The 13414-nt window shown below is 66.7% G+C and carries 18 protein-coding genes, 1 tRNA gene and 1 pseudogene; 8 read left to right on the top strand and 12 right to left on the bottom strand.

Annotated elements, in window-relative coordinates; all coding sequences use genetic code 11:
* The first annotated feature begins 2 nt into the window (after positions 1-2).
* From MELE44368_RS23145 to MELE44368_RS23120, 6 genes are all read left to right on the top strand, one after another.
* Positions 3-212 carry a ferredoxin Fdx gene (locus tag MELE44368_RS23145; protein ID WP_128110629.1) on the top strand — a complete coding sequence of 70 codons (210 nt, stop codon included), beginning with the start codon at positions 3-5 and terminating at the stop codon, positions 210-212.
* Positions 213-215: 3 nt separating this feature from the next.
* Positions 216-761, top strand: a complete 546-nt coding sequence (locus MELE44368_RS23140) for a nuclear transport factor 2-like protein (protein WP_128110628.1) — start codon at positions 216-218, stop codon at positions 759-761.
* Positions 762-853: 92 nt separating this feature from the next.
* Positions 854-1981, top strand: a complete 1128-nt coding sequence (locus MELE44368_RS23135; protein WP_128110627.1) for an NDMA-dependent alcohol dehydrogenase — start codon at positions 854-856, stop codon at positions 1979-1981.
* A 4-nt stretch (positions 1982-1985) separates the two neighbouring features.
* Positions 1986-2417, top strand: a complete 432-nt coding sequence (locus tag MELE44368_RS23130; RefSeq protein ID WP_128110626.1) for a nuclear transport factor 2 family protein — start codon at positions 1986-1988, stop codon at positions 2415-2417.
* A 7-nt stretch (positions 2418-2424) separates the two neighbouring features.
* Positions 2425-3273 (top strand): SDR family NAD(P)-dependent oxidoreductase, encoded by an 849-nt coding sequence (locus MELE44368_RS23125; protein WP_241566744.1) that lies wholly within the window; start codon positions 2425-2427, stop codon positions 3271-3273.
* 28 nt (positions 3274-3301) lie between these two features.
* A complete protein-coding gene (locus MELE44368_RS23120; RefSeq protein WP_128110624.1) occupies positions 3302-3706 on the top strand; it encodes an HIT family protein in 405 nt (134 codons plus the stop codon).
* Positions 3707-3757: 51 nt separating this feature from the next.
* On the opposite strand, the pseudogene MELE44368_RS23115 reads toward MELE44368_RS23120, so the two are convergent.
* A pseudogene (locus MELE44368_RS23115) lies at positions 3758-3985 on the bottom strand (response regulator); the annotation flags it as partial.
* A gap of 92 nt (positions 3986-4077) precedes the next feature.
* On the opposite strand from MELE44368_RS23115, the gene MELE44368_RS23110 reads away from it, so the two are divergent.
* Complete coding sequence (locus MELE44368_RS23110) at positions 4078-4896, top strand: hypothetical protein (protein WP_128110623.1); 819 nt, start codon at positions 4078-4080, stop codon at positions 4894-4896.
* 85 nt (positions 4897-4981) lie between these two features.
* On the opposite strand, the gene MELE44368_RS23105 is transcribed toward MELE44368_RS23110, so the two are convergent.
* The 7 genes from MELE44368_RS23105 to MELE44368_RS23075 form a co-directional block, all read right to left on the bottom strand.
* Positions 4982-5389, bottom strand: coding sequence for an HNH endonuclease (locus tag MELE44368_RS23105; RefSeq protein ID WP_128110622.1), 408 nt, complete (start codon positions 5387-5389; stop codon positions 4982-4984).
* Between the two features lie 32 nt (positions 5390-5421).
* Positions 5422-5497: transfer RNA gene (locus MELE44368_RS23100), tRNA-Thr, on the bottom strand.
* 99 nt (positions 5498-5596) lie between these two features.
* Positions 5597-5860: a hypothetical protein gene (locus MELE44368_RS23095; RefSeq protein WP_241566743.1), complete on the bottom strand. Its 264-nt coding sequence runs from the start codon at positions 5858-5860 to the stop codon at positions 5597-5599.
* 26 nt (positions 5861-5886) lie between these two features.
* Positions 5887-7113, bottom strand: coding sequence for a Dyp-type peroxidase (locus tag MELE44368_RS23090; protein ID WP_128110621.1), 1227 nt, complete (start codon positions 7111-7113; stop codon positions 5887-5889).
* Positions 7106-7627: a copper chaperone PCu(A)C gene (locus MELE44368_RS23085; RefSeq protein WP_128110620.1), complete on the bottom strand. Its 522-nt coding sequence runs from the start codon at positions 7625-7627 to the stop codon at positions 7106-7108. The genes MELE44368_RS23090 and MELE44368_RS23085 overlap by 8 nt, the downstream gene beginning before the upstream one ends.
* The gene (locus MELE44368_RS23080) at positions 7620-8996 is read right to left on the bottom strand and encodes a PepSY-associated TM helix domain-containing protein (RefSeq protein ID WP_128110619.1); all 1377 of its coding nucleotides are present in this window, start codon (positions 8994-8996) and stop codon (positions 7620-7622) included. The genes MELE44368_RS23085 and MELE44368_RS23080 overlap by 8 nt, the downstream gene beginning before the upstream one ends.
* Positions 8997-9128: 132 nt before the next feature.
* Positions 9129-9677, bottom strand: coding sequence for a hypothetical protein (locus tag MELE44368_RS23075; protein ID WP_128110618.1), 549 nt, complete (start codon positions 9675-9677; stop codon positions 9129-9131).
* A gap of 466 nt (positions 9678-10143) precedes the next feature.
* Between MELE44368_RS23075 and MELE44368_RS23070 the strand changes: the two genes are divergently transcribed.
* Entirely contained in the window at positions 10144-10518 is a 375-nt protein-coding gene (locus MELE44368_RS23070) for a histone-like nucleoid-structuring protein Lsr2 (protein WP_164890206.1), read from the top strand.
* Here the strand turns inward: MELE44368_RS23070 and MELE44368_RS23065 are convergent, their stop codons facing one another.
* The 4 genes from MELE44368_RS23065 to MELE44368_RS23050 form a co-directional block, all read right to left on the bottom strand.
* Complete coding sequence (locus MELE44368_RS23065) at positions 10519-11259, bottom strand: cutinase family protein (protein WP_128110616.1); 741 nt, start codon at positions 11257-11259, stop codon at positions 10519-10521.
* A 107-nt stretch (positions 11260-11366) separates the two neighbouring features.
* Positions 11367-12392, bottom strand: a complete 1026-nt coding sequence (locus MELE44368_RS23060; protein WP_128110615.1) for an NADP-dependent oxidoreductase — start codon at positions 12390-12392, stop codon at positions 11367-11369.
* Positions 12393-12477: 85 nt separating this feature from the next.
* Positions 12478-12990, bottom strand: a complete 513-nt coding sequence (locus MELE44368_RS23055; RefSeq protein ID WP_128110614.1) for a hypothetical protein — start codon at positions 12988-12990, stop codon at positions 12478-12480.
* Positions 12987-13325 (bottom strand): hypothetical protein, encoded by a 339-nt coding sequence (locus MELE44368_RS23050; protein ID WP_128110613.1) that lies wholly within the window; start codon positions 13323-13325, stop codon positions 12987-12989. The genes MELE44368_RS23055 and MELE44368_RS23050 overlap by 4 nt, the downstream gene beginning before the upstream one ends.
* Positions 13326-13414 lie beyond the last annotated feature (89 nt).

The raw sequence follows: 13414 nt of genomic DNA, 5'->3' as shown, positions 1-13414 counted from the left end.
AGATGGGTTCCTACCGAATCGAAGTCGACCTCGACCTGTGTCAGGGGCACGCGATGTGCGAGGTCGAGGCGCCCGACTACTTCCGGGTGCCCAAACGCGGTCAGGTCGAGATCCTCGACCCCGAACCTCCTGACGAGGCCCGCGCCGAGATCGAGAATGCCGTCGAGATGTGTCCGACCCGGGCACTGGTCATCAAAGAGCTAGGAGAGTAGACAATGCCGTCACTGCCCCGCGAAGCCCTCGACCAGTGGGTCGAGGAATGGCTGGAGGCCAACCGGGAGGCCGAGCGCAACGGCGACTGGAAGCCGCTGGCGGACTTCTACACCGAGGACGCCACCTACGGCTGGAACATCGGCCCCAAGGAAGACGTCATGTGCGTCGGCAAAGACGAGATCCGCGACGTGGCCCTCGGCCTGGAGATGGAGGGCCTGGAGAACTGGGTCTACGAATACCAGCGGGTGCTCATCGACGACAAGCTCGGCGAGATCGTCGGCTTCTGGAAGCAGATCGTCAACAAGTCCGACGGCACCCAGGACGAGATCTACGGCATCGGGGGCAGCTGGTTCCGCCTCGACGCCGACCTCAAGATCGAATGGCAGCGTGACTTCTTCGACTTCGGGCACGTGGCCAAGGGCTACGCGAAGCTCATCGAGTCCGGTGACCTTTCGGAAGGCATGCAGAAGCGCATCGAGCGGTCGCTGGCGGGCGAGAAGCTGCCGGGCTACTACCCGCTGGGACAGGCGCCGGCGCCCATCTGGTGAACCCGGCCAAGCAGTTGATTGGGGGTGCCTGTGACGCATCTAACTAATGGCTCTAGTCTATGGGCACAAGCTCAAACGGAAGGCACGTACGAATGAAGACAAAAGGCGCGCTCATCTGGGAGTTCAACCAACCGTGGTCGATCGAGGAGATCGAGATCGGCGACCCCGTCAAGGACGAGGTCAAGATCCAGATGGAAGCGTCCGGGATGTGCCACTCCGACCACCACCTGGTCACCGGCGGTATCCCGATGGGCGGCTTTCCCGTGCTCGGCGGCCACGAGGGCGCCGGCATCGTCACCGAGGTCGGACCGGGCGTCGATGACCTCGCCCCGGGCGACCACGTGGTGCTCTCGTTCATTCCGTCCTGCGGCAGCTGTCCATCGTGTCAGGCCGGCATGCGCAACCTGTGCGACCTCGGTGCCGGGCTGCTCAACGGCGCGGCGGTCTCCGACAACACCTTCCGGATTCAGGCCAAGGGCCAGAACGTGTACCCGATGACGCTGCTGGGCACCTTCTCGCCGTACATGGTCGTGCACAAGAGCTCCGTCGTGAAGATCGACCCGTCGATCCCGTTCGAGGTGGCCTGCCTGGTCGGGTGCGGGGTCACGACGGGCTACGGCTCGGCCACCCGCACCGCGGACATCCGCCCCGGCCAGGACGTCGCGGTGGTCGGTGTCGGCGGCGTGGGGATGGCGGCGCTGCAGGGTGCCGTCAACGCCGGCGCCCGGTACATCTTCGTGATCGATCCGGTCGAGTGGAAGCGTGATCAGGCACTGAAGTTCGGTGCGACGCATGTCTATCCGGACATCGAGACGGCGATGATGGGCATCGCCGAGGTCACCATGGGCCTGATGGCCCACAAGGTGATCGTGACCGTCGGCGAGCTGCACGGCGCCGACATCGACAACTACATGAACATCACCGCCAAGGGCGGCACCTGTGTGGCCACCGCGATCGGCAGCCTGCTGGACACCCAGGTCACGCTCAACCTGGCGATGCTCACGCTGATGCAGAAGAACCTGCAGGGCACGATCTTCGGCGGCGGCAACCCGCACTACGACATTCCGCAGCTGCTGTCGATGTACAAGGCGGGCAAGCTCAATCTCGACGACATGATCACCCGCCAGTACAAGCTCGAGCAGATCAACGAGGGCTACCAGGACATGCTGGAGGGCCGCAACATTCGCGGCGTCATCCGCTACACCGACGACGACCGGTGACACCATGACCGAAACCGTCGCGCAGACACCGGCGTTGGCCGCGTCGCAGAACTCGTGGCGCTGCGTGCACGCCCACGACAAAGAAGGCTGGCTGGCCCTGATGGCCGACGACGTCGTCATCGAGGATCCGATCGGCAAGGCGATCACGAACCCGGACGGAACCGGGATCCGTGGCAAGGAGGCCGTCGCGGCGTTCTTCGACGCCAACATCGCCTCCAATGACCTGCGCATCACCTGCGAGGAGACGTTCCCGTCGAGCTCGCCGACCGAGATCGCGCATATCCTGGTGCTGCGCAGCAAGTTCGAGAACGGCATGACCAGCACCGTGCGCGGCGTGTTCACCTACAAGGTCGACGACGACGGCCTGCTGACCAACCTGCGCGGCTACTGGAACATGGACGCCATGCAGTTCGGCCAGGTGGACGAGGGCAATTAGCGCGCCGTTGACCGGGCGCGGCGCCGTCGTCGTCGGCGGCACGCGCGGTATCGGGCTCGCGGTGGCCGAACTGCTCGCTGGACACGGCGCGGGCGTGGTGGTCAACGGGCGCGCCCCCGACGCGGTATCCGAAGCGGTCCAACGCATCCCGAATGCAGTGGGGATGGCGGGGTCGCCCGCCGAGCCGGAGTTGGCCGACGCGCTGATCGACAAGTGCGTCGACGAGTTCGGCCGCATCGACATCCTCGTCAACTGCGCCGGCACCGCGGGGCTGGCCGCCGAGTCGATCCTGAACATCACCAGCGCGCAGTTCCGTGATCTGCTCGACGCGCACCTCGGCACGGTGTTCGAGACGTGCCGCGCCGCGGCACCGCGGATGGTGGCCCAGGGCGGCGGGTCCATTGTCAACACCAGTTCGTTCGCATTCCTCGGCGACTACGGCGGGACCGGCTACCCGGCAGGCAAGGGCGGCGTCAATGCGTTGACGATGGCGCTGGCGGCCGAACTGAAGCAGCACGGCGTCCGCGCCAACGTGGTCTGCCCCGGCGCCAAGACCAGGTTGTCCACCGGGCAGGAGTACCAGGACCACATCGAAGCGCTGAACCGGCGCGGGCTGCTGGACGACGCCAGCACGCGGGCCGCGCTGGACGCCCCGCCACCGGAGTATGTGGCGCCCACCTATGCCTATCTGGCCGGCGACCTGGCCGAGGAGGTGACGGGACAGATCTTCATCGCCGCAGGTGGTTTCGTCGGACGCTTCGACCGGCCGGCCCCGGCCGTCATCGCCTACCGCGACCATCGGGACTCGCCGCCGTGGTCGGTCGACGAACTCCACGAGCTCATCCGGAAGGGGTAGCCGACCCGGCATCACTATGCTCTGACCCATGGCAACGGTCTTCACCAAGATCATCAACGGGGAACTGCCCGGCAGGTTCGTGTACGAGGACGACGAGATCGTCGCGTTCCTGACGATCGAACCGATGACGCGGGGGCACACGTTGGTCGTGCCGCGGGCCGAGATCGACCACTGGCAGGAGGTCGAGCCTGCGGTGTTCGGCCGTGTCATGGAGGTCTGCCAGCTCATCGGCAAGGCCGTCTGCAAGGCGTTCGGCGCCGAGCGGGCCGGCGTGATCATCGCGGGGCTCGAGGTGCCGCATCTGCACGTGCACGTGTTCCCGGCCTACAACCTGACCGACTTCGGGTTCGCCCACGTCGACCGCAACCCCTCACCGGAATCGCTGGACGAGGCGCAGGCCAAGATCAAGGCCGCCTTGGCCGAGCTGACCTGACACCACCCCACCCCGCCGAACGAGAAGGCAGGTGCGGCGGCGTAATTCGAGACGCAGCAGCCCGAACCCGTCCATGCCGGGCATCATCACGTCCAGGATGATCGCGTCCGGCCGCACTTCACGAGCCCGGTCCAGCGCGGCGGGACCGCTCGAGGCGGTGTGGACCTCGAACCCCTGGAACTTCAGGCTCACGGAGACAAGTTCGACGATGTTGGTCTCGTCGTCGACGACGAGGACCCTGGCTTCCGGGTTCGCCTCTGCGGCTGCGGGCATGGCCATTCCGCCACTGTCCTCGCTCCGCATGTAAGCAACCTGGACGAACCTGTGGGCTTCCTGTGAATTCGGTACCGCCGAGTCCCTAGACTGGTGCGATGAACCTCGGCAAAGCCGTGACGGACCTGGCGACGGCCCCGGTACGCGTCGGGCTCGCGATGGCCGACGCGGGGATCTCCATGGCCAGCGGTGCGATCGGCATGGCGCAGCGATCGCTTGGCGATCCGGGTTCGGCGGCGCGCAACGCCTCGGTGGCGCACATGCTCGGCCTCGATGACGCGGTGGAACGCGCGAATCGGCTGGCCAGGCTGCTGGACGACGACGCCCCGCTGGGTCGTGCTCTGCGGCCCAACGGCCCGATCGACCGCCTGCTGCAGCCCGGCGGCATCGTCGATCAGCTCACCGAGGAGGGCGGTCTGCTGGACCGGGTGACCGCGGAGAACGGGCCCGTGGCCCGGGCGTTGGCGCCCGGCGGGTTGGTGGATCAGATCGCCTCGGAAGGCGGCCTGATCGACCGGATGACCACCGAGGACGGCGCGCTGTCGCGGGTCATCGCGCCGGGCGGGCTGGCGGATCAGCTGCTGGCCAACGACGGCCTGATCGAGCGGGTCCTGCGCGAGGACGGGGTCGCCGACCGGCTGCTGGCCGAAGGTGGCCTGCTCGACACGTTGACCGACCCGGACGGGCCGCTGCTGAAGTTGGCCGATGTCGCCGACACCCTCAACCGGCTGGCGCCGGGGCTCGAGGCGCTGGGGCCGACGATCGACGCCCTGCACGAGGCCGTCGTCACGCTGGCCCAGGTGGTCAATCCGCTGAGCAACATCGCCGACCGGATCCCGCTGCCGGGGCGCCGGCCGCGCGCGCGGACGACGTCGCGGACCGTGACCTCACAGCGCATCATCGAAGCTGAGGAGTGACATCCGGCGTCGCTTCGAGGCTGTCGACAATGACAGGAACCCGAACCGGCAACCCGACAAACGCAGCTCTCAGTCGGCGGCAGCGTCAGTAGGACTGGCCGTCGGCGTACCGCTGTCGTCGGTAATAACGACCGCTACCGCGATTCCTCGCCTTGTACGTCGACAACTGGCTGTCACAGTCGGGACATACCAGCCGCAGATTCTCACGACGGTTGTTGGTTGCGTCGCCGTCGATATGGTCGATGATCATCGCGAGCGGCAGGCCATTCCACTCGCCGTTGAATCCGCAGATCGCACAGCAGCCTCCCTGCTGTTCATGTAGGAAGTCTCGAACGTAGTTGCCCTGGTATGAGGTGCGACCACAGACGCCGGTCTCGAGCCAGGCATCCAAGAGTAATCGCCGCCGGTATGACTGCTGACATGCGTTGGAGCAGAACACTTTTTGTTGACGACCTATTAGGTCTCGGCCGCATCCCAGACAAGTCATCGCCATACCGAGACGCTAGCCTCGAGGGCCGACAAGAATGGAGCCGCGTGAGAGACTCGAACTCTCGACATTCGCCTTACAAGGGCGACGCTCTACCAACTGAGCTAACGCGGCAGGCTCGGTAAGCCAGGGCCATACTACGACGAGCCGATGACTCCAGACTCGAGCACCACCTCGGCGGAGTTCCTTTGTAGGACGCCGGGTGGTGGGGAGCTAGTTCGTCACCGTCGGGCTGTGGCCGACGATCGCCTGCGGCTTCTTGGGCACCGGCTGATTCTGCGCGAACGAGAAGCACACCCCGTAGTGCCCGCCCACGCACGGGATTCCGTTCATAGTCGGCACGGGCCCACCGGACCTGTTCGTCGGGACGCCGTTCGCGTCGGTGTCCGGATACGTGACGGGATCGGCCGCGCTGACGGGCGCGGCAGCGATCGCCGCGGCACACACCGCGCCGACGATCGCCGCACGTGACCACATAATCCCAGGCTACGCCCCGGTGATCATCACGACCCGGCCTCCAAGAGGCGCTGCCCCAGGTATTCGCCGTCGTCGACACCCGGCAGGATCGCGAACACCGCGGAGCCGATCGTGGTGATCCACTCGTTGAGCGCGTCTGCCTCGGCCAGGCGCTGCTGCACCGGAACGAACTGCTCGGCCGGAGCGCGTTGGTATGTGACGAAGATCAGGCCGCTGTCGGTGGTCAGCCCGCTCGGCGGCGGGTCGTCGTAGTTGTAGGGCCGACGCAGGAACTGCTCGGCCTCGGTGCGCGGTCGGGCCAGCGCGACATGGGAGTTCGGTGGGATCACCGGAATCCCGTTGACGCTGGCGGTGAGATCGGGCTCGTCGAACTCCTGCTCACCGGTCAGCGGTGCTCCGTTGTCGAGCCGACGACCGACGGCGAGTTCCTTACTCTCACGGTCGATCTGGTCCCAGGTATCCATTTCGGCGCGGATCCGTCGCACCACCGCGATCGTGCCCCCCGCGAACCACGGCTGTTGAGCGCCGTGATCCCAGACGTGGCGGTCGAACGCCGCCTCGTCGGTCAGGTTCACGGTTCCGTCGACCTGTCCCATCAGGTTGCGCATCGTCGCGCCCGACGCATCCGATCCGCGCGCACCGCGAAAACCGCTCTGGCGCCACCGCTGTGTCGTCATGGTGCGTACGTTCTTGAGCAGGACACGGGCGGCGTGCGCGACGACAACGGGGTCGTCGGCACAGATCTGCAGCAGCAGGTCGCCGCCGCACCAGCCCGAATCGAGCCGGTCGGTGCGGAACCGGGGCAGGTCGGTTGCCGTCGCCGGGCGCAGGTGCGCCAACCCGATGCGGTCGAACACCGCCGGGCCCACACCGACGGTGACCGTGAGCCGTGCCGGCCGGTGGGCGAGTTCGGGTTCGGTGTCGGCCAGCGCGGGACGGCCCTGGGTGAGCCGGGCGGCGTCGGCGGTCCACAGCCGCAGGATCGCCGCGACGGTCTCACGCGGCGTCCGCCCGGTCTGCGGTTTCAGATCCAGCGCGACGAACAGCGCGTGCGCCTGCGGTGTGGTGGCGATACCCGCTTGATGCCTTCCATGGAACGGCTCTGACTCGGTGCCGAAATCAGCCTGATCCGCGGCGGGCTGGCCCCTCGCACACTGCGTGAGCGCGGCACTGCCCGCCAACGCGGCGGCACCTCCGGCGAGGAGGCGCCGCCTGCTGACCGTGAACCGGCCGCGCCCAGACCGCTCAACCATGGTCATGCGGGGTGGCCGGCTCGGAGGGCTGGTAGTCCTCGTCGGCACCTGCGAATTCGCGGACCTGTGCGGTGAAGGGCAGTGTCGAGCCGTCCTCGAACACCACGGTGACCGCGACATCCGCGCCGGGCTGCAAGGGCTCGCGCAGGTCCATCAGCATCACGTGGTCGCCACCGGGAACCAGCTCGCGCGTTCCGCCCGCGGGAACGACGAACCCGTCGTCCTTTTGGCGCATCGTCTTCGTGCCGGAGGCGTCGGGTGTCACCTCGTGCAGCTCGACGCGGCCCGCCACCGATGACTCGCCGGAGACGATGTGCGCGTCGTGGTGGCCGGTGTTGGTGAATGTGCCGAAGACCGCGGCCATTCCGGCGTCCGCCGCGCTGGCCCACTGGTCGGCCATGGTGACCGTCTCGGCCATCGGCGGCTCTTCGTGGGTCTGCGACGTGCAGCTCGACGTCAACAGTGCGACTACGGCAAGCGTGGCACCAAGCACCCCTGATCCTGAGTTATGCATCCGAGAACTCCTTCTGTTTGTCGGCGGCAGCGCGCCGTTGTTTGACCGCGCCGATCAGCAGATCGACGACCACGAATGCCGCCAGGCTCAGCCCGAACAGCGGCAGAAACCAACCGAGCACTCCCGCGGCGACGACGACCGCGACAATCACCGCCGGCGGCAGACCGCGGATCGCTCCGCGAAGCGGCGGGCGGCCGACTGCCCACGCGGAGCCCCGCGTCGGACGGCGTTGCCACCACATCCGGTAGCCACGGATGACGATCGCGATGAGCCCGATCGCGGTGAGCGCCAAGACAATCTGGTTGGGCCATCCGAAAAGCACACCCATGTGCGCATCGATGGCCCAGTCGGTGAGCTTGGCCAGAACCGGCCAGTCCACGAAGTTCACCCGGTCGGTGACGGCGCCGGTGTCCGCGTCCACCGCGATGGCGTCGTGGCGAGTCGGCCAGTCGCGCTTGTTCTCCTCGACGCGCCAAGCCTGCCCGTGCTCGGCAGGCGGGTACATCCAGACCGGTCCGATCAGCCCAGCCCGCTCGGCGGAGCGCATCACCGTGTCGACGCCGCGCAGCAAGCTGTCGCCCGCGGCTCCGTGCCGGTGTGCTGCCGAGCCGCCGCGCTGACCCAGCGCGGTGTCCACGGTGGGCGCGGCGGTGTTCAGGCTCCGCTGGATGAGGTCGACGGATGCGCCGCCGTAGCGCGACCACGTGATGCCGGTGACCGACAGCCCGAGCAGCGCGACCAGGATCCAGACCCCGACCGCGCCGTGCCAGGAAAGCGTGCGACGACGGCCCTTCTTGTCGCGGTCGGGCGTGGCCAGCCGGCGCAGGCGCCCGGTGTCCCGGCGGTGGAGGTACCAGAGCACCAGCCCGGCAAGCGAAATCACCCACAGCCAGCTCGCGGCCAGTTCGCTGTAGTTTCGTCCGAGGGAATCCAGGTGCAGTGTGCGGTGCAGTTCGTCGAACCACACTCGCAGCGGCATCCACTGGCCGTAGGTGGTCAGCGCTCCGCGGACCTCCCCGGTGTAAGGGTCGACGAACACCGTGCGCGCGTAATCCGGCGGTACGTCGTCGACCCGCAATCTGACCTGTGTGGTCTCGCCGGCGCCGTTGGGCGGCCGGATGCTCTCGACGGTGCCGGCGGGGTACGCGGTGCGCGCGGCGGTGATCTGGTCGGCGAGCGGCAGGCGTTGTTCACCGACGCGGTCGACGGTCAACTCGTGCCGATACACCGCGGTGTCGATCTGCGGTATCACGGCGTAGAGCAGGCCGGTCACGGCCGCGATCAGGATGAACGGACCTATGAACACGCCCGCATAGAAATGCAGGCGGATCAGCAGGGCACGCCCCCCGCCGGTCGTGGCGTTTGTCATGGATGGGAAGGGCTTTCGGAGGTACGGGCTGCGTTCCGACACAGCAGAAGGCGCAACGCAGAATGGGGTCGCTCTTGCGGCGGCTTACTCAGCAGCCGTCAGCACTATGGCGAAGAAACGAGAATTCGTCGACTAGAGCGCCGAAGCGACAGCGCTCGGCGGGGCACGCATCCCCAGCCCCGAGCGCAGCAGGACAGATTGCGCGACAACGTTATTGGTGGTGCAGGACCGAGCACGTGACGTCGCACGCACGGCCCCGAGCGTGAACAGGCGCAGCCAGCAGAGCACCGACTCGCATACGACGAAGAGGTACTCGACCGCTGCGATCGCCAGCCCGAGCACGACTGCCGCGGCGGCGTGGGCGGCCGCCATCGACGGCGACATCCCGAGCCCGGCGAGTCCATGCTGATGGCCACCGAACACCGCCAGTGCCCAGTGCCCGAGAAGTTGGGTGCCGCCCAGTGCGGCGACCACTCCAAGGAGCGTGCCGTGCCCACGGCCCTTCGTTGCCGTACCCACCGCAGCGCCCGCGGTGGCACACAGCAGCAGGACAACCATCAGAGCGGCGCCGTGGGGAAGACGATCGTCGACGGCCGTGTGCGCCCCGACGGTCAACAGCGCTGAACACCCGCCGACCAGGCCACCACGCAACCGGCGCGCGCGTGTTCTCGGGGTGCTCACAGAACGAACCATACCGCGTCACTACTACAGCGATTAGTAGTCCATCGGATCGGGGCGCCTGCACCTCGCCGCATTCGTGGCGCACATTGCGCGCCGCCATTCCGGCAAAAAGTCGAGCGCGCCTATGTAGCAGCCAGAAATTTTGCGGTTGCAACGATTGAGTGGGCACCAAACGTTTGCTGAACAATGGGCTTTGGCACGCTGATCTGCCATTGTTGAACCAAAGTACTTTACAACTCTTCATCGCGGTCGACGCACGCGTCAATTATTTTCCGAAACCCGCCCTCAGGCGAAGCCTCGTCGCGGTACTTTGCCCTCTGACTGCACGCGCGCCCGTCATAAGTGGAATTGCGCCAATGCAGCCAGCGCTTCGTTATGTGACGAGGGGTGGAGCGCTGGTGATGCGCGCTCTTTCCCTTGGCGGGCCGCGTTTCGTCGGGCGTGACACTGCAAAAGGGGGATGACAGTGACAGCCGAGGTGGCATCCGTCGACGAATTCGACCGCATCAGCGCCGCTGACGAGATAGTGGTGTTCGAATTGGACGGCGTTCGGTTCGAGATCTACCTGTCGCGGGAAAATGCCGCAAAGCTGCGAGAGGCCTTCGCTCCGTGGATAAAGTCGGCGCGCCAAACAGCCTCCCGCCAGCGTCGGCATCTATTCAGCACGACATTGAACAGCGCCGAGGCCGCAGCCATGCGCCGGGCGGCGATTCGCCAGTGGGCCTGGACGCACGGCCACGGCGTGGCCGTTCATGGCCGGATACCGCGCGATGTTCTCAACGCGTACGAGGCAGCGCACGCCAGAAAGGTGCGGCAGCCGTTCAATCATCGGCTGGGTTAGTCACAGCCGTTCAATCACGAAGGCCGCCGCCTCACCGACCATGCCGTTGACGCCGTAGACGTTGTGCGCAAATGACGGACCGCCCGCGGGCGCGCCGTTGCAGATCGTGTCGTCGGGGGCGCACAGCTTCAGGGTCTTGTCCACATAGGACGGGCCGATCACCACCGGCGGGGCGCCGATGTCGCGCATGAACTGGTCCGAGGGCATGCCGATCAGGACCACCGCGGCGACGTGGTCCGCGACCTCCTCCGGCATCGGTTCCGGAATGAACTCTCGGTACTCGGCCGGGATCTGTTCGGGGATCTCGGCTGCCGTCACGTACCCGGCGACCACCGCGCCCTGCGAGAAGCCGCCGAGCACGACCTGGGTGTCGGGGCAGTTCGCGGCAGTGTCCTGCACCTTGATCGCCGCGTCGCGAATGCCGTCGATAACGGTGCGCGCGAATTGAATTCGGTCACCGAAAGCGCTGCTCGCCGGATAGTTGACGGGGTAGACGTCCAACGTCCTGGGTCCCAGTTGCGTCCGCAGGACGTCGACGTAGGACTGCCCGATGCCGCCGACACCCGGCGCCTCGGCCGTTCCTCGCGCGAAGACGAGCTGCACGTCGGGACAGGGCGGAGGCGCCGGGGCAGGTGCCGGGGCCGGCGGCTGCGCGGCGGAGAGCGGGACCGGTCCTGCGAGTAGTGCCGTGAACGTAGCCGCTGCAACAGCGAGCAGTCGAGCGTTTCGCCGAACGTCCATAGTCAACTCCTACACATCACTCGGTAACGTCGATAAGAAGCGCGACAGCCGTCGCCCGGTGACCCAATACCCCATATCTTTTGCTGGTCAAACCACCGGTGTCGAACTCATCCGGCGATGCTGGGTTCGCTGACTTTGACCAGCATCTTGCCGATGTTAGCCCCGGTGAACAGCCCGTTCAATGCGTCGACACAGGACTCGATGCCCTCGAAGATCGTCTGGCGGTGAACGAGCCGGCCCTCTTGCGCCCACGCGCGAAGCGGGCCGAAGGCCTCGTCGAACCGGCCCCATTCGTCGAGCGCGTTGAAGCCCTGCATCAGGGCCGTCTTCGACAGCAGGTTGACGTAGTTCGCCGGTCCGGGGTGCTCACCGGTCAGATAGCTGGAGATGACGCCGCAGAGCACGACGCGGGCCTTGGGAGCGAGTCGTCCCAGCACCGCATCCAGGATCGCACCGCCGACGTTGTCGAAGTAGACGTCGACACCTTTCGGGCAGTGCTGCTTGAGGGCGGCCTTGAGGTCGTCCTCGCGGTAGTCGACGCACGCATCGAAACCGAAGTCCTCCACCACCGCCCGGCACTTCTGTGGCCCCCCCGCGATGCCGACCACACGCGCTCCCGCGATTTTGGCGATCTGCCCGGCGATCGACCCGGTCGCCCCGGCGGCCGCGGACACCACGACCGTCTCCCCCGGCTGCGGCTTACCGATGTCGTTCATGCCGAAATACGCTGTGGCACCGGTCGGGCCGTACACGCTCATCACCGCGAGCTGGTCGACCGCGGGCCCGGGCACCGGTGTGGTGAACACGTCGTCGCGACTGATCACATACTCCTGGAACCCCGTCAGCGTGGTGACGACGTCTCCCACGGCGTACGCGTCGCAGCGGGAGGCCACCACCTCTCCGATCCCCGCAGCGCGGATGACCTCGCCGAGTTGCACCGGCGGAAGGTAGCCGGGCTGATCGTTGAGCCAGGTGCGCGCGGCGGCGTCGATGCCGATGTAGGTAGTGCGCACCAGCGCTTCACCCTCGGCAGGTTCGGGCGCCGGCATGGTGATCAGCTCGGTGTCATCGGGTTGCACCAGCCCGCTGGGCCGGCGCCGCAACACGATCTGGCGATTCATCAACTCGGCCACGATCGCGAAACTACCGGGTGCGGCGGGTGTTTGGTTGCTTCCAGGGGTGAACAGCGATTCGCCTCAGCGGAATCGGCGCTTCTCGCTACGGTCGCGGAACACCGGAATCGCCGGCGGTCTGGGGCAGCTTCGCGCTGTCGGGGCCGACGACCACGGGTGGAACCGCCAGATAGATGTGCAGCGCACTGAAGACGGCTCCGGCCAGCAACGGTATCGCCACCAGGGGAACGCCTGCGACGAACAGAGTCACCGAAATGGCCAGGAGTATCTGTGCGGCGAAAACCCACGCGAAGCGATGGGGCAGATCGCGGATGTCGCTGCGGATTGCCTGCATTCGCCATTCGCGAACGAAGTCGGCGTAGTCGAAAGGCCCGCCTCGTTCCAACGCCTCCGATGCGGCTCCGCACCATTCGATGTAGGCGAGCGCACGTTTGCGCTGAGCCGCCAGGTCATCGGCGTACCTGCGGGATCGCCGGCGAACAAGCCATTCCGTGGCGATCGCGGCGTCGCGACGCAGCAGGTCCTGCAGCTGGGCCGCGGTGATGTCCTGGCCGCGGGGCTCGTGGCGGTTGGAGGGACGCATGGCACCGGCGTTCACGCCGAATCGACATCTCGTAGCAGGTCCGCGTAGACGTCGCGGTCGAAGTCGCTCGACAGATGGGTCAGGCGATCGGCTTCGTTGCAGGCATCGGCCAGCGTCCAGATCAGCTCGTGAACGTCGGCGATATCAAGCTCCACCTGTTCGGCTCCAACGCGGATCATTCTCGCGACGACTGCGCCGCTGAGATCCTGGATTCCGACGATCTGAACGGGCACCTGATCGCCGCGGCGCGTGCCGAAGAGATGCCGCTCGATTTGGCCGTCGTTTTTCTCCCACGGGCCGACACTGGTGGCGTCGAGCGGAGGCGGCACACTGTACTCATCCGAGTTCATCAGAATGGCTCCGTTCTAGCCCGAAGACGAACACCTCGATGCCCGGGATCTTGTCGCGTCGGACCTGACGTTGCCTGTCGTCGGGCGTC

Source organism: Mycolicibacterium elephantis DSM 44368 (assembly GCF_004014805.1).
GTDB classification, from domain to species: Bacteria; Actinomycetota; Actinomycetes; order Mycobacteriales; family Mycobacteriaceae; genus Mycobacterium; species Mycobacterium elephantis.
The sequence above is the reverse complement of the archived record's forward strand: the minus strand, read 5'-3'. Positions and strand labels throughout refer to the sequence as shown.